The organism is Paenibacillus oryzisoli (assembly GCF_001653565.1).
In the GTDB taxonomy this organism is placed as follows: Bacteria; Bacillota; Bacilli; order Paenibacillales; family NBRC-103111; genus Paenibacillus_E; species Paenibacillus_E oryzisoli.
This window is the reverse complement of record NZ_LYPB01000049.1, coordinates 331,043-346,058: the sequence shown is the minus strand read 5'-3', so window position 1 is coordinate 346,058 and position 15,016 is coordinate 331,043. Positions and strand designations below refer to the sequence as shown.

General features: G+C 45.9%; 16 protein-coding genes. 8 read left to right on the top strand and 8 right to left on the bottom strand.

Translation table 11 applies throughout. The annotated features are described in order from the left end of the window. Positions 1–13: 13 nt before the first annotated feature. On the top strand, positions 14–1,072 hold the full coding sequence (locus A8708_RS07470; protein WP_082927323.1) for a cation diffusion facilitator family transporter: 1,059 nt from the start codon (positions 14–16) through the stop codon (positions 1,070–1,072). Positions 1,073–1,163: 91 nt separating this feature from the next. Here the strand turns inward: A8708_RS07470 and A8708_RS07465 are convergent, their stop codons facing one another. The 5 genes from A8708_RS07465 to A8708_RS07445 all read right to left on the bottom strand — a co-directional run bounded on the left by A8708_RS07465 (position 1,164) and on the right by A8708_RS07445 (position 7,385). Further along, a complete protein-coding gene (locus tag A8708_RS07465; RefSeq protein ID WP_068662860.1) occupies positions 1,164–2,270 on the bottom strand; it encodes a YheC/YheD family endospore coat-associated protein in 1,107 nt (368 codons plus the stop codon). 6 nt (positions 2,271–2,276) lie between these two features. Next, positions 2,277–3,404, bottom strand: coding sequence for a YheC/YheD family endospore coat-associated protein (locus A8708_RS07460; RefSeq protein ID WP_068662859.1), 1,128 nt, complete (start codon positions 3,402–3,404; stop codon positions 2,277–2,279). After that, positions 3,404–4,768, bottom strand: a complete 1,365-nt coding sequence (locus A8708_RS07455; RefSeq protein ID WP_068662858.1) for a YheC/YheD family endospore coat-associated protein — start codon at positions 4,766–4,768, stop codon at positions 3,404–3,406. The genes A8708_RS07460 and A8708_RS07455 overlap by 1 nt, the downstream gene beginning before the upstream one ends. A 104-nt stretch (positions 4,769–4,872) precedes the next feature. Next, complete coding sequence (locus A8708_RS07450; protein WP_204787483.1) at positions 4,873–5,985, bottom strand: YheC/YheD family endospore coat-associated protein; 1,113 nt, start codon at positions 5,983–5,985, stop codon at positions 4,873–4,875. Positions 5,986–5,993: 8 nt separating this feature from the next. Then, positions 5,994–7,385, bottom strand: a complete 1,392-nt coding sequence (locus A8708_RS07445) for a YheC/YheD family endospore coat-associated protein (RefSeq protein ID WP_068662856.1) — start codon at positions 7,383–7,385, stop codon at positions 5,994–5,996. A 409-nt stretch (positions 7,386–7,794) separates the two neighbouring features. Here A8708_RS07445 and A8708_RS07440 point away from each other — a divergent pair, with 409 nt between their 5' ends. The 7 genes from A8708_RS07440 (at position 7,795) to A8708_RS07410 (ending at position 13,726) form a co-directional block, all read left to right on the top strand. Continuing rightward, positions 7,795–8,130 carry a hypothetical protein gene (locus A8708_RS07440; protein WP_068662855.1) on the top strand — a complete coding sequence of 112 codons (336 nt, stop codon included), beginning with the start codon at positions 7,795–7,797 and terminating at the stop codon, positions 8,128–8,130. Positions 8,131–8,160: 30 nt separating this feature from the next. Continuing rightward, positions 8,161–9,126 (top strand): FAD:protein FMN transferase, encoded by a 966-nt coding sequence (locus A8708_RS07435; RefSeq protein ID WP_068662854.1) that lies wholly within the window; start codon positions 8,161–8,163, stop codon positions 9,124–9,126. After that, entirely contained in the window at positions 9,123–9,695 is a 573-nt protein-coding gene (locus tag A8708_RS07430; RefSeq protein ID WP_068662853.1) for a ferric reductase-like transmembrane domain-containing protein, read from the top strand. Before A8708_RS07435 ends, A8708_RS07430 begins: the two co-directional genes overlap by 4 nt. Positions 9,696–9,814: 119 nt before the next feature. Next, entirely contained in the window at positions 9,815–10,870 is a 1,056-nt protein-coding gene (locus A8708_RS07425; protein ID WP_068662852.1) for an acyltransferase, read from the top strand. A gap of 233 nt (positions 10,871–11,103) precedes the next feature. Beyond that, the gene (gene nfsA, locus A8708_RS07420) at positions 11,104–11,832 is read left to right on the top strand and encodes an oxygen-insensitive NADPH nitroreductase (RefSeq protein WP_068662851.1); all 729 of its coding nucleotides are present in this window, start codon (positions 11,104–11,106) and stop codon (positions 11,830–11,832) included. Between the two features lie 86 nt (positions 11,833–11,918). After that, positions 11,919–12,221 carry a hypothetical protein gene (locus A8708_RS07415; RefSeq protein WP_239696584.1) on the top strand — a complete coding sequence of 101 codons (303 nt, stop codon included), beginning with the start codon at positions 11,919–11,921 and terminating at the stop codon, positions 12,219–12,221. A 176-nt stretch (positions 12,222–12,397) separates the two neighbouring features. Next, complete coding sequence (locus A8708_RS07410; RefSeq protein WP_068662850.1) at positions 12,398–13,726, top strand: DRTGG domain-containing protein; 1,329 nt, start codon at positions 12,398–12,400, stop codon at positions 13,724–13,726. Here the strand turns inward: A8708_RS07410 and A8708_RS07405 are convergent. The 3 genes from A8708_RS07405 to A8708_RS07395 form a co-directional block, all read right to left on the bottom strand. Further along, positions 13,723–14,016 carry a YtpI family protein gene (locus tag A8708_RS07405; RefSeq protein ID WP_068662849.1) on the bottom strand — a complete coding sequence of 98 codons (294 nt, stop codon included), beginning with the start codon at positions 14,014–14,016 and terminating at the stop codon, positions 13,723–13,725. The two genes, A8708_RS07410 and A8708_RS07405, sit on opposite strands and share 4 nt — an antisense overlap. Before the next feature lie 85 nt (positions 14,017–14,101). Continuing rightward, positions 14,102–14,593 (bottom strand): hypothetical protein, encoded by a 492-nt coding sequence (locus A8708_RS07400; RefSeq protein WP_068662848.1) that lies wholly within the window; start codon positions 14,591–14,593, stop codon positions 14,102–14,104. Further along, positions 14,590–14,922, bottom strand: a complete 333-nt coding sequence (locus tag A8708_RS07395; RefSeq protein ID WP_068662847.1) for a YtrH family sporulation protein — start codon at positions 14,920–14,922, stop codon at positions 14,590–14,592. The genes A8708_RS07400 and A8708_RS07395 overlap by 4 nt, the downstream gene beginning before the upstream one ends. Between the last annotated feature and the right edge of the window lie 94 nt (positions 14,923–15,016).

The window sequence follows — 15,016 nt, the reverse complement described above, 5'->3', positions numbered from 1 at the left end:
GGGAGGGAATGCCATGGATCAGCATGATTCGAAAAAGGAACACGTATGTGGACATGACCACGGCGAAGATAAAGACCATGTGCATCATGACCACGAAGGTCAGGCTCAGCACGAACCTGGGCAGCACAGTCAGCGCCACGACCATCATGGCCACAACCATCATCATGATGGACACGGGCATCACCATGGCCATCATCACGGGCATACGGGCAATAAACAAGGGCTGCTAATCGCGCTTGGAATAACAGCGGGCATCATGGTTCTTGAATTTGTGGGCGGACTCTGGACGAATAGCTTAGCATTGCTGTCCGATTCTGGTCATATGTTGAGCGATGCGGGTGCGCTGGCATTAAGTCTCTTAGCCATATGGTTCACAGCGAAGCCTAGCTCAGCTCGTTTATCCTTCGGATTTCATCGTATAGAAATCTTAGCAGCTCTGTTTAATGCGGTGACGTTATTCGTCATTGCTGGACTTATTATTTGGGAAGCGATTGAACGCTTCCTCCATCCTTCTGCTGTTGCCAGCGGGTCCATGATGCTTATCGCTTGCATAGGACTTATCGCCAATCTAATCAGTGCTTGGTCGCTCATGCGAAAGGGCGATGTACAAGGGAATCTGAATTTACGCAGTGCATACCTGCACATATTAGGTGATGCGTTAGGTTCTGTCGGCGCAATTGTAGCTGGCGCTGTGATGCTGCTTTTTGGCTGGTATGTGGCAGACCCAATCATAAGTATTATTGTGTCCCTCCTTATTTTAAAAGGTGCTTGGGGTGTTCTGAAATCAACCCTCCACATCTTAATGGAAGGCACACCCCATGCAATTTCGTTGGTAGCTGTTAAACAAGTTCTCGAGGGGATTGATGGTGTCGTTGACGTTCATGACTTGCATGTGTGGACGATTACGTCTGGCATAGAAGCCATGAGTTGTCATCTATTGATTGGGGATGATCGAGATAGCCAATCGATTCTGCAGCAAGGAATCACCGTCATTGAGAAGCGTTTTGGCATAACGCATACGACCATACAAATCGAGAAATCAACGATCAGCCATCAAGCACTTCCCGTATAATTAACGGGACATCTAGGCCTGAAAGATGAGGTAAACCCCAAAAAAACAAGCTTTCACCATAAGGTGATTCGCTTGTTTTTTTTGTGGATGATTAATCCATTCTTTCCTCTGCGCCTTTTTTCTGCCGCAGCATCCATAGCGCATATTCGAGGGGCCTTGTTACGGCCTTCTGGTAGGTGGCGTGCTGTCCAATTCTGCGAAATACTTCTCGTGATGGCTTCGGATTTACTTCGAGAAGCCAGACACTGCCATTGGGGTCAACAGCGATATCCATCCCCAATTCACACAGCTTGCCGAATTTGACCTCCAAATAGTCGGCCAATTTATAGGCAAAATCATTCATCTCGTCTTTGATATCGGCAATTTTCTCTGGGGACGAGAAGCGATAACCTAATAAACGCTCTTGCGTTACAGCCGTACCGCCACCATGTAGATTAGAGGTAATGCTGCGATGAGGACCAATTCTTCCTGCACACCCCGTTACTTCCCATACGCCTTGACCATTTTTCTGAATAAGCAGCCGATAGTCATGAACCCGACCGTCATTCAAAGTTAAATGGATACCTTGCTGAACGACATAATCGGGGCTCAGATTCAACGTATGCAGCTTGATAGCAAGCTGTTTTTCATTCGCTTTGAAGGGAGCAATGATGGAACGGTATTGATTTCTGCCTTGTAACAAATAAAGATCAGGGGAAATCTGTTCAATTCGAAGAATTCCTCTTCCTCCGGTACCATTCTTCGGTTTAACATAGATGAGTTTATATTTCTTCAGAAATCTCATCAATTCATGGATGGTGCTGTAGCGAACAGTTGCTGGCAGATAAGGGCGAATGGCACTGCTTTGGGAGAGCGTTTGATGCATTGACCACTTGTTGGCTAGGGGTTTGCTCAAATAAATGAGTTTGGCATGACGGTTGCGAAAAGCTTGAAGCATATGATAATTCGCCGCGGCTTTATAGCGGCAGCGATCATAGATAATGGGAGGTAATGTTGTGTACTTCCGAAGCCATCTTCCTCGACTGGAATCAAATGTGAGCGTTCGCACGGCATTTCCCTGTACATCCGACGGAGTAAACACTTCGACTTGAACGCCTAGCCGCTTACCTTCATTGCTAAGCCGCTGGAAATAAGCCAGCTCCTCAAGTCGTGAGTTGTTTAAATAAATAGCGAGTACGCCTAGTCGTTCTTGAGCCAAGCATAATCACCTTCTTCTCCGATTATTGATCAAATGCAGACTATATTGAATAATCCGATCAAGCGATTTCTGGCGGATTCGAGGTTCATCGAATTTCATCGGTTTCGAATTCGCTTCAAAAAACCAGATATGTCCAGACGTGTCAACACCGATATCCATGGACATCTCACCAAGCGGACTGCCTGATGATTTCTCAATTTGCGTTGCGAGTGTTATGGCCGCGTTTCGAACACGTTTTAGAATGTTCTTGGCTTCTTTAGCTCCGAAGACATAAGCAAGGAGTTTCCTAGGTTCATCTATTGAGCCTCCGCGCGGAACATGTGTGGTTATACTTGCTTTACCTGCTACACGGGCGCCAATTCCAGAGACACTCCATTCACCTCTTGCTGTTTTCTGGACGAGCGCTCGCAGATCGTAAGCCCGTTCTTTGAACCTTGTTAGGGCAATCCCTTGTTGGACGATATAATCTTGACCGCCGCTATACCGTTCCCATTCCTGCCAGATGTCCTCTGAGCCGTTGTGGTAGCTATAGACCATTTTCTTATCATGAAGGCGGCTAAGACGATATTGGCCACTGCTTCCCTTGGGATTAACACGATCTATGCGCATAATGCCCATTCCAGCTTTTCCTTTTACAGGTTTCAGGTAGAGAACGGGGTGTTTCTGCAATAGTTGGGAGAGATCGGATACTTCATTCATTTGCAGTGTATCTGGCATGAACGTCTTACTTTCTTTGGCACTATTTAACCAACTGAATAATGTCCATTTATTGAAAAAGGAAGGATTGAATAAATGAATGCTGGTGCTGCGTTTACAAGCCTGGATGGTTTGCTGAACCTCAGGTCTCATTTCCATTTTCCGGTAAGGGATACGGTTGTAAACAACTTGAGGAGAGGGAACGAGTTCCCTGCTCCATTTATTGGCACTTGGACGGTAGCGATAACCGTACATTTCAGAATTTGATATACTGAAGTCTTTGGTCGTCACGACATACACATCTACACCGTAGCGCTCACCTGTTTTAATGAGATCTAGAAAATTATCTAAATTTCCGCGAAATACACGGGAACTGTCTTTCACTGTGAGGATTGCGAGTGTTGGTTTAGGAGCTTTCTCATGAAGGGTGAAACCCATTAGTTTTCCCTCCTTGAGCGGAAACGGCTCAAATAGAGGCAATGTTCATACACACTTTGAAGAGTGGCAGTATCTCCCTCTTTTAGCGAAGGATGCTTGAAAATGGATCGACCAGGCTTCGCATTAGCTTCAAACATCCACACTTTTTCATTCTGATCAATTCCGATATCAAAGCCTAACTCTCCGAGCAGATGATTGTAATTATTTTCAATGCCTTGTGCGAGTTTAATCGCAGTTTCCTTAGCATTATCAAGAATTTGCTCCCCACGCGCCCCATAAACTAGACGGAGAACCTGCTCAGGTGTCATGAGTTGCCCGCCGTTACGAATATGCGTTGTGACACTGCCTTTGCCCGATTTCTTAGCCCCAATCGCTGCAACAACCCATTGATTACTGCCGTTTTTCGTCAAGTGGAAGCGGAAGTCAATCGGACAATTGTCAATTTCGATAAGACGAATGCCTTGTTGGGCGACATAACTTGCTAAACGGCCGCGTCCTGTTCCCAGCATTTGCATCAAGCCTTCGAACTTGGCATAACGAATCAGGACATTTTTGTTCCCTTTCCGGAAACGGACGAAATAACCACGCTTGGGATTGTAGGTCACGCGATAGATACCGATGCCCAGGCTGCCTGCTGTTGGTTTTAAATATATAAATTTATGTTTATCCAGCATTTCTTTGATTTGTTCGGCTGTTGGATTAATGCGAGATTCGGGTACGAAGCGGAACGCTTCATCGCCATCCAACATTTTGTAAACATCCCACTTATCAAAGAAGCTCCAGTTAAAGATTGGAATTCCGCGCCCTACGAAGCGATTTTTAAAACCTTCCATACCTGCGGATTTCTCTGCCTTACGGCTAGAGAGTCGATTGTAAATCACATCTGGAAGCGGGAAGGTTTTACGCATCCAACCGCCGCCTTCTTTGGGAATAAGGCCAGTTACCGTCTCTTGGATCCAATTGACACTCTTAGGGCTGAAAGCGAAGCTGAAGGAACGTTGTGAGCCCGTATTGATGACTTGACGAATGAATCCTGTTTTGGAACCGAATGGAGATGTACCGCTTTCCACATTGGTTAGAACACCGATAAGTGGACCGATGCGAAGTTCTTTATTATTGGTATTAACGACTAACACATTCCCAGTGCGAGGAATACGCAAGGAGGCCATTAGGGAAAGCGGGATGTACATATGCTGACCACTTTTTTTGATCAAACGGACCGGTAACGAAGTCCCTTTACTCCCAACCTTTACAGTAATGGATTTAGTTCCGGTTAACCGTAAAGCTTTGGCGAGATCACTCGTTAAGTAGACCGATCTATCTGTTCGTTGTACGGCGTGGAGCATACACGATGTCAAACTCATTAGGTTACCCTCCTAAACTTGTTGCCCTACGGGGCTTTCTGTGTCAAACAAGCAGAGATGACGTTCTGCCCCCATGAGCACATTCAAACAAAGCTTAGCGACTGTCAGCTCAGCTGTTTGTTCAACAAAAATCCAGCATAGTGGATTGGATTTGCAATTGATTTCGAACGAGCTCGCTCATTATGCAAGCGGGCGAAAATCGTTCGACCCGGCTTTGAATTCACTTCTATAATCCACACGCGCCCACTGTTATCAATACCGAAATCAATGCCTAACTCGGCTAATCGACCATGATAGGACTCGAGTACAGTTGGGATATGTGTGGAGAGCATGGTTATCGTGTCAATTAATTGGTCTGACTTGTTCTCTCCGAATTCGCGAGTTAGAAACTCGCGTGCATCTTCGGCAGTGCCTCCCCCATGCAGATTGGAAGTAATGCTACCAGGCTTTCCGACACGAACGGCCATGCCCGTATGTTCCCAGTTTCCTCGACCATTTTTCTGGACTAGAGACCGTACGTCGTAGGACATTCCGTTCATCGCATGAAGCTGTAAATAAGATTGGAGGAGATATGGACGTGAGCCTATTGCCTGCTTTAGCCACCGCCAGCATGCGGACCACGTTTGAAACTCTTCTAAGATGGGTTGATTGCGCCCATCTCGTCCTTGCAATTGAAAGTGAGAATCCTCTTTGTGAATGTGAATTGCACCTTTGCCTTGACTACCGCCTTGAGGCTTTAGGAATGCGTCTGAATGACTCTGTAACCATTGTTCAAGTTGGTTTCCGCTTCTAAGTCTACTCGTCTCTGGCAAGTAGGCGAGCAAGGCAGGATCTCTCTGCAGCAGCAGCCCCACTTCCCACTTTCCGCCAAGACCATAGCCGAGGAAGCGAATCGAAGGAATATCACGCAACTTGCGCACATGATATTGATAGGTAAGATAGCTTTGTTTATTGCTGAAGAAGCAGCGATCATAGATAAGAGAGGGAAGGGGAAACAGCTTGGTAATCCAGGCTTGCTGTGTACGGTCATACATATAACCCCTTACCATCTCTTGCATCCAATCGATGCGATTAGGCGAGAAAACAAACACATCAATCCCTTTGCTAGCCCCATGTCGCGTTAGATGCTGATAGAAGATCGCACTTGCAAAGGGAAGATCTCGGTTCAGTTCAGTAACCATGATGCCTAACAAGGGTCGTTGTGTTCGCAATCGCATCATTCACCTCATTGCTTCGCTAGAAAACGAGCGTATTTCACCAAAGTTCGCACAGAAGGTCTGATCTTATTTTTGGTATTGTCGGTGTTGAGCGCTGTATTATCATCCTTAGAGGGCTTAGAGTTCACTTCTAGCAGCCATACTCTGCCTGATCGATCAACGGCAAGATCAATGCCTAGTTCACCGAAATGACTTGGGATTTGGGTTTCGATTCCTTTGGCAATTTCCAATGAAGCTTTGCGTAAACGACGAATAATCGCAGCGCGAGCAGCAGTCGTGGTGAAAGAAGCTTTGGCAAGCGCCGCCGGCACAGTGGATAAAGATCCGCCTCGTGCTAGGTTAGAAACAAAGTGTTGGCTGCCAGCAATCCGACCTACAATTGAGGTGATTTCCCATTCGCCTTTTTCTCCCCGTTGCACAAGTGCTCGGAAGTCTATCGGGTTGCCCTCGGATGAAATGAGATCAAGCCCTTGCTGGATTTGATAACGCTGTGTCTTGAGTTTCCCGGAAATCGACTGAAATACAGCAAGAAGAGTAGGGTATGTTTGTCTGCGGACGCCCGCAAGGCTAGTTGAATGCGCCGTGTATGACTCGCCAAGGCCTTCTCTGCGAATGCGAATAATGCCATTTCCAAGACTTCCAGTAATTGGTTTAAGGAATAGAACACCATGGCGTGCAGCCATAGATTTTAGCATGGGAAAGTTTTTGAAGAGATAAGATTCCGGCAAATAGCTATGCAATGAACTATCTTTTCGCAATGCCTCAAAAACCTCTGTTTTATTCAAATATTTCTCGTTAAAGATTTCTGTGCCATATCGGGACTTAACGTCCTTCATGAACTGCTGAACATTGGGTAAATTCTCGTACTTGCGTGAAGTGAGACGATTGTAAATAACATTTGGAATCGGGAACGTTCTTTTACTCCAAGTACCATTGGCATAAGAATAAGCAGAAAGCGATTGTGGATTGGCGCGCATTTCTTTCGGTGGGAAGAAACACACGCTAGCTCCCATCTGATCACATGCATCGGTCAATTCTTTACAAAACGTAGTGATAGGACCAAAAGGGCGACTCGGGGAACTCGCGTTAACGCGGCTAATCATGACACCAATTAAGGGTCCAATCGACATTGTATTCGAAGTTGGCTTATAGTTGATGGTAAGCCGAGCCCCTTGATGAAGGCCGATCTTAGATGCAAGCGCAGGGTCGACACGAAGGCTATTCGGCACAGCAGCTGTGACTACTTTAACGTCCTGCTGATAGGAGCCGAATCGCATGTTAATCATATGATTGGACGGAACTTTCCATTTTCTTGCAATGGCTTCACTTAGAACAACGGTCCGATCATCCAAAAAGATGCTGGTGCTTTGAATGGTTACGCCAACTTTCGATCTGGTCAATAGTGAACACTCCTTCCAGCATGAGAAAATCCCTATCGAGGCCATTCAAGGATGATCGACCGCTATTCTCCCCTACAAAGGGGCCCCGGGAAAGGAGAGACTTTGGTATCCGACCAAAGATCCCTTTATCTGGTAGATTGATTTTATCTCCAACAAGAAAGCTGTTTCGTTAACCGAAAGTGAACTTTCTTATCTGGTCATGGCGGTATTGCCCTTTATGCCAAGTAAACTACTCCATCATATGAGGACATATTTCCCTTTGTGCCTAGGCTTCGGGAGGAAAGCGCCCATTCTTCAAACATAGTTCAGCGAGTATTCAGCTAATTTTTAGGGCTTACTCAGGATTTAAGATCTTTAACCGCGTATAATGATCTTAGATTCTTATTCATAGAGATGGGATGGGTTAGGTATGAAAGCATCCTCGAAATGGACCAAATGGCAGTTAGGAGTCGTTAGTGCGATGATTGTTGTCTATTTGTTTCAGGAAGTCAAAGAGAGTCCAGAATTTCTAACGGCTGTTCGTGAAGCGTCGAAGGCCAAGCTGGGCACGACACCCGTGATTGCACAGGAAAGGCTAGATAGGCCTTCGTCAGAAACTTTCGGTCGCAATGCTACGAATAGGCGGGAGCGTAGTGAAAGTAGTCGGGATTCCATCAATCGGACAGAAGAATCTTCCTCCCAATCACTTCCACAATCGCAACAGACCAATCAGACCAAGACCCACACAAGAAGTCACGCATCTTAGCGTCGAGTCAGGACAGGAGAGGATGGCTATATGTTTCGTGATTTGACCTTTCGTGCGATGAATTCACACATACAAGTCTTACTGGAAACGGAAAAACTAACTCCTGAGCTTGAAACCTTTGTGTTGGATGGATTTGCCCAGGCAGAACAACGGTTTAGTCGTTTTCTTCCAACAAGTGAATGTTCTTACCTCAATACGAGAAGCGGGCAGCTAAGCTTTGTTTCGGACAGCATGCTCGAAGTTGTTGAACTAGCAAGGCATTACCAGGAACAAACCAACGGTGCTTTTGATATTTGTGTTGGACATGCGATAGAGCAGGCTGGATACCGACAATCATTTGAGCGTATGCGGGATCACATAATGGAGCTTGAGCAACGCAATGCTCCTCAACAGTCCGAAATGACCTTGCAAATAGATCACTGGATGAAATCGGTCCGCCTATTAGCCGGGTACAAAGTGGATTTCGGTGGCATTGTTAAAAGCTGGACTGCACAGCACATCGCAAGTCGTCTCCAGAGTGATTGGCGAGTTCGTCGTGGTTTCATTAATGCTGGTGGAGACGTGGCGGTCTGGGGAGGGGCTGGAGAACATGAACCTTGGTGTATCGGTATTGCCACCCCCTTCGAAGCTGATCCTTCCAAGGAAGTTAGAATTGAATTACGAACGGGTGCTGTAGCTACTTCGAGCATCATGCGCAGACGTTGGCAAACGAACGCTGGCGAGATGCATCATCTCATTGATACACGCACGATGCGGCCAAGCTTATCTTCAGTTGTTCAATGTACCGTTGTCGGTCAAGATTTGACAGCTTGTGAAGTCTGGGCCAAAGTGTTGTGCATACTTGGGATTGATGCAGGTGTTTCCCTCTTCCGGCGCAGATCACATGGTATGGAAGCTTTGATGTATACCTCAGATGGTGATGTGTTTCATGTGAAGCCACTTCTGGGCAGCATAGAGCTTAACTGGATAGGGTTGAAAGGAGAAAGATGCCTATGATTCATTTCTTGATTGAACTACCTACTTGGCTGCTGATTCGAACCTCTGGTATACTTTCCTATCTCACCTTGTTCGTTGGCATGGCGATCGGTATTGCCTACAGCTTTCCACAGTTCAAAGGGCACAGGAAAGGCCAATTGCTTCGCTGGCACACGCATGCCAATTTAACAGGTATGGGCTTCGCTCTCCTTCATACGGTTCTACTTATTATAGATACTTTCATGCCTTTCGACTGGGCTGAGATCTTAATTCCATTTTCTGCTCAAAACAATCCAGTACTTACCGGCTTGGGAACAATCGCCATGTATGGGCTACTCCTTGTATTATTTACAACGGATATTCGAAATAAGCTGAAAAGAAAAGTATGGCTTGCCCTTCACATGCTGTCTTATCCCATATTTGCATTATCTATGCTGCATGGTATCTTCTTAGGGACAGATAGTAAGCAAGGCTGGGCAGCCGCGATGTACATCGCAACGGCGATTATTCTAGTCGGTTTAACGCTGGTTAGATTTCAAATGTCATCACGTAAACGTCAAGTTAAAGTAGGGCACACGAAACCGCTGTGACGAAGAGTTCAAATTCCATGTGATTGGGGCTCTTTTGCTTATTCCCATGTTGCGAAACATGTCGAAAATGTCTATAGTTAAAGGGGTATTTATTATTGAAATGAGGATCGTAAACCGACATGGCAAAAGCAAAGATTACGGAGCTTGATATTGTCAGAGCCATTTCTATTTTGGCTGTAGTTCTGATTCATGTAACGGCAGACTGGACAGTAGATCCAGCGTTGAAAGGCAGCAGCACTCAGCTGTTTATTTTATTTCTTAACAAAATTAGTTATTTTGCTGTGCCCGTCTTTATATTTTTGAGCGGTATCGTGTTGTTCTATATTTATGGGGATAATTGGAGTGCTAAGCAAGCTGGCATATTCTATTGGAAACGTGTTCGACAAGTGCTCGTTCCCTATGTCGTTTGGTCCTTTTTCTACTATATATATAATCCGTGGTTATGGACGCCTGGGCATCCGTTTACGCTAGATATTGGTGTATTTCTCAAGCAGCTCAAATGGGCGGATTCAGGCTATCATTTATATTTTATGATCATTATTGTGCAATTCTACCTGCTATTTCCTTTGCTCGTATGGGCAGTAAGGCATGCTGCATGGTTTCGTAAAACACTGGCGTTTTGGGGATTGGCGATTCAAGCTGGTGTTTATAGCTATAGTCATTGGATCGGTCCGATTTCTCATAAACCTGAATTATGTATCACTTATTTCGGTTACTTCCTAGTTGGCGGAGCCATCGGAATGAATTATAGCAATTTCCGCGCATGGCTGGATCGCAACAAAGGGTGGGTCATTCCCTCCTCAATTTTAAGCGGTTTGGTGTACACGGGGCTTTATTTATTAGCTTCTAGAGGATATACCTTTGAAAATACATGGTATGAAATTGCGTGGCTGTTGTACAATCTGGGCATCGGCGTGAGCATGATCTGGATGGCGAAGGAACTCCTAGTGCGATGGAAGCGCGTGGCGAAATTTTTCGTTTCGTTGGGGCTAGTCTCTTTCGGCGTCTACCTCATGCATCCAGCCTTACTTTCCTTGTGGAAATATAAGGTGCACATGCCGGGATCCATTCTCTTATTTAATCTATATAATGGCATTGTGTTTGTCTTGATTGTGGCTATACCTTGGATACTGACTTTGCTGTATCGAAAGGTAAGAAGAGTGCTGTTGAAATAAGGTAGCGTACTATGTTGCAGCAGAATGAATTTCATATCAAGCTCCCGCAAAACTGCGAAAACGCAGCTTTGCGGGAGCTTTTTTGTAGGAGATCTGTTTACTCTCTGTAACTTCGCCTACAATCTTCCAACGACCGCCACAGCTGCTGACATGCCACAAAGTGATTAGAAATTGAATATCGTTCCATTATCATGGATACTGATATAAAAGAGATGAAAGGAGTGGATCCATTCATGAATGCCATTATTAATCTACTAAAAAGCCATCGCTCCATTCGCAAATTTACGAATGAGCCTATCAGCATAGAGCAGCGCGAAGCGATTCTTCAGGCTGCTCAAGCAGCCTCCACTTCGAGCAACATGCAAGCTTACAGCATCATTCATGTAACCGATGCTGACCTGAAGAGCCAGCTAGCGGAGCTAGCTGGCAATCAAGCTTATGTCAGCGAGTGCCCGCTGTTCCTCGTGTGGTGCGCAGACCTTCACCGCTACGCGGAAGTGGCCCACCTTCACGTGGACACGCCAATTACCGGCAATGCTGAGAATTTCATCATTGCCACGGTCGAAGCTGCATTAGCTGCGCAAAATGCAGCGATCGCCGCCGAGTCACTCGGCCTCGGCGTCTGCTACATCGGCGGGCTGCGCAACAAGCCCGCGGAAGTATCCGAGCTGCTGGGCTTGCCCCAGCTCGTGTACCCAGTCTTCGGCATGTGCATCGGCATGCCAGATCAAGAGCCGCTGCTTCGCCCGCGGCTCCCGCTCGAAGCCGTATACCACGAGAATCGGTATGCTTATAATGCACCATCGGTCGATTCGTATGACGAGACGATCCGCGACTACATGAACGTGCGTACCGATGGTAAAGTCGATACAACCTGGTCCAAGGAAATGGCTGCCAAAGCGCAGCGTCCAAGGAAGCATATGAAAGCTTTCCTGAGCAGTCAAGGCTACGAAGTCGAATAAACTTGGCCATACGACGCCACATGTGTTCATATTTCGACGACTTGTCTCATACAATGGAAGTAGGTAGAGCGAGGTTCGCGGTTACTATGAACGAAAGGCGTGTGATCCGGTTGAAAGGTTTCAAGAATGTCGTGTACATGAGTTTGGCAGTCGGCATGTTATTTTATTCCATTCCTCAATTGAATTTTCGTGATGTGGGCTCCTTGCCGATGATTTTTAGTATCATCTGGCTTGTGATGGCCTTGCTTATCATCGCTTCGCATTTGCATCAGATTCTAGGTGTAGATGAAGAGAAACGCAAGCAGCAAATCCGAATTAATCGGATGAAGAAATGGCAGATGGAACAGCTTGTACAAGGTAGACGAAAGCTACTCCAATTCCGTAAGTAAGCGAAGAATGAGCTGAATTTTGACTTCGAACATATGTTTGGTATAATGAATAAGAAGCATCCAATCCATTAGGGTTGGATGCTTTTCCATCTTGCAATACCTCATTGTTCTTACTCCGTAGAATGATTATACTAGTAGTACAGACTAATACAGGAACTTATGATGAGGTGTAACAGTTGGAAACACATTCCGTCGATACATTAACGAAACATGAGCAAATTTTGCGGCATATTGAGGACTTGAAGTTAGGCAGTCGGATTTCCGTACGTAAAATTGCCAAAAATATGGAAGTCAGCGAAGGCACGGCATACCGCGCCATTAAAGAGGCGGAGAATCAAGGACTCGTTTCAACGAAAGAGCGGATCGGAACCGTTCGCGTGGAGAAGAAGCTTCGTCAGAACATTGATAAACTGACATTTGCCGAAGTTGTGAATATGGTGGATGGCCAGGTACTTGGCGGAGCGAAGGGGCTGCATAAAACGCTGCACAAGTTCGTTATCGGTGCGATGGAGCAAGACGCGATGATGCGTTACATTGAGGCTGGCAGCTTACTGATTGTGGGTAACCGGAATAAGGCCCACTTATGTGCGCTTGAGCAAGGCGCTGGCGTTCTCATTACAGGAGGATTTAATACGAGTACAGAGGTCAAAGTGCTCGCGGACGAGTTGGAGTTGCCGATTATTTCAAGCAGCTATGACACGTTTACCGTGGCATCCATGATTAACCGAGCTATCTACGATCGTCTGATCAAAAAGAAAATCATGCTCGTCGAAGATATTCTCGCCTCTGGTACAGCACTCTTCGCCTTGAAGGCGAACAGTACGTTGAAGGATTGGCAGCGTATGTCCGAGGATACGGGCTACAGCCGCTTTCCTGTTGTCGATGAGTGGAATCGCATTATCGGTGTTGTCACGTCCAAAGATATGGTTGGCGCGAGCATCCAGCAATCCGTTGATAAATTGATGACACGCAATCCTTTGACGGTCTCACCACAGACTTCAGTCGCATCGGCTGCCCACATGATGGTGTGGGAAGGCATTGAGCTTTTGCCAGTTGTGGATACCAATCGCAAAATTGTTGGCGTGCTCAACCGCAGCGATATCTTAAAAGCTATGCAATCGATCCAAAAACAGCCGCAAAATGGTGAAACCTTTGAAGATCTAATCTGGTCTGGGATGGAAGAGGTTAGAGATGAGAAGGGCAAACTGCAATTTCATGGGATCATTACTCCGCAGATGACGAATCATTTAGGCACGGTTTCGGAAGGGGTTCTTACGACACTTATGACGCAGGCGGCCTACCGCATTGTGCAAGAGCATAAGAAAGGTGATCTCGTTATGGATAATATGTCGACCTATTTCCTTAAGCCGCTTCAGATTGATTCCAAAATAGAAATACGACCCACCATCATTGAGGTGAGCCGTAAATTTGGCAAGATTGATGTAGAAATTTATCATGCGGGAGCTCTAGTTTCCAAGGCGATGTTAACCGCCCAAGTGATCTAGCGCAGCAAGCGGTCGAAGTGTCCATGATTGCGGATACCAACGAAAACATTGAATACACCGATCAATACGAGCACAGTACCGAAGATACGGCGGAAACTCGATTCACTGAAGAAGAAGATCTGCGTAACTGCGATGAGTACGAGCATCAAGCCCATGCAAATGTTCATGCGTGCTGTATACAAGCCTCGTTTGGCGGCATCCGGCTCGCGACGTGAGCGAATGCTATAGAACAATGTAAGCGCGAGGAAGAGGCAAATAAGAATGAATAACGTCAGTTGTATGGCGTGCATAGCGACAATCCGTCCCTTTTCATTGATTTTACAATTAACTTTAGCGATTTTATGAGGGGATTGCAAGATGAGAGGCCAGCCGACGCTATGTTTTTTTCTCTTGCGCTGTAATCCAGAGGGTTAACTCCGTTTGAATAAGAACGATGGATTTGACCTCGACAACATACTTTTTATCGTGAAGAAAATACGTTCTTTGTGTGATTAGTCGCTCGTAGAGGGGTTGAGAATCCCGCACGAAGGTTGCTTTTTGGCCAATGACCAGCTTGAGTTCAGCTTTCACATCGCCTTCGATTTCTTTTTGAATATCCTCGCTGATCAGATCGTCTTGATTCCTGGGCAGCAGATGAACATTAATGACATTGACTAAGGTTTGGTTATTTTTGGTCTTTTTCAAACTAGCGATATCATCTTCGAGATCTTGATTTTCCTGCAAAACTTTATGTAACTGTACATACAACTCGTTGTATGTATGTTGATGAATACTCATATACACAGCACTCCCAATGATCGCTCCCGACAACAGCAGTCCAAAGCTCGCCAGCAGTCGTTGGTATCTTGCAAAAGGAGGGATTCTCAAGTCTGATGCCCACCTTTGCAGATCATTTGAATGAGTGCAGTACCGAATTGTGCCCCTGTAAAAGCAACGATAATATAGACTATCTGCTTGATGGCCGGATTGAGATGGCCGATAGCCACATGACTTTCAATATAGCGGATTGGATCAATAGTACCGCCTACCGCAGCGACCATCGCCCAGATCTTGATATTTTCCGAAATGGTCAGCATTTTCTCCGTTGGAGACTGTAAGGTTAATACGGCTGCGATGCCGCTCAACATACTTCCTCCGAATACGACCCCAAACGCAATACAGAAATACATGATAATACTTGCCCAAAAGCCAGCCATGTGCCAATCGCTTCCTTTCTACTGAGTTGGAGGACAAACTCTCTCTACTACTGTATGGGACTGGCTAGCTCTATTATGATAAAATGTAAGGAAT

What these genes read in the sequence shown, in the direction of transcription:
- A8708_RS07395 (WP_068662847.1), bottom strand. Translation starts at nt 14,922, where the DNA reads ATGGCTGGCTTTTGGGCAAGTATTATCATGTATTTCTGTATTGCGTTT.
- A8708_RS07415 (WP_239696584.1), top strand. Translation starts at nt 11,919, where the DNA reads ATGAACGAAAGGCGTGTGATCCGGTTGAAAGGTTTCAAGAATGTCGTG.
- A8708_RS07405 (WP_068662849.1), bottom strand. Translation starts at nt 14,016, where the DNA reads ATGCACGCCATACAACTGACGTTATTCATTCTTATTTGCCTCTTCCTC.
- A8708_RS07455 (WP_068662858.1), bottom strand. Translation starts at nt 4,768, where the DNA reads ATGAGTTTGACATCGTGTATGCTCCACGCCGTACAACGAACAGATAGA.
- A8708_RS07450 (WP_204787483.1), bottom strand. Translation starts at nt 5,985, where the DNA reads ATGCGATTGCGAACACAACGACCCTTGTTAGGCATCATGGTTACTGAA.
- nfsA (WP_068662851.1), top strand. Translation starts at nt 11,104, where the DNA reads ATGAATGCCATTATTAATCTACTAAAAAGCCATCGCTCCATTCGCAAA.
- A8708_RS07470 (WP_082927323.1), top strand. Translation starts at nt 14, where the DNA reads ATGGATCAGCATGATTCGAAAAAGGAACACGTATGTGGACATGACCAC.
- A8708_RS07460 (WP_068662859.1), bottom strand. Translation starts at nt 3,404, where the DNA reads ATGGGTTTCACCCTTCATGAGAAAGCTCCTAAACCAACACTCGCAATC.
- A8708_RS07440 (WP_068662855.1), top strand. Translation starts at nt 7,795, where the DNA reads ATGAAAGCATCCTCGAAATGGACCAAATGGCAGTTAGGAGTCGTTAGT.
- A8708_RS07425 (WP_068662852.1), top strand. Translation starts at nt 9,815, where the DNA reads ATGGCAAAAGCAAAGATTACGGAGCTTGATATTGTCAGAGCCATTTCT.
- A8708_RS07435 (WP_068662854.1), top strand. Translation starts at nt 8,161, where the DNA reads ATGTTTCGTGATTTGACCTTTCGTGCGATGAATTCACACATACAAGTC.
- A8708_RS07430 (WP_068662853.1), top strand. Translation starts at nt 9,123, where the DNA reads ATGATTCATTTCTTGATTGAACTACCTACTTGGCTGCTGATTCGAACC.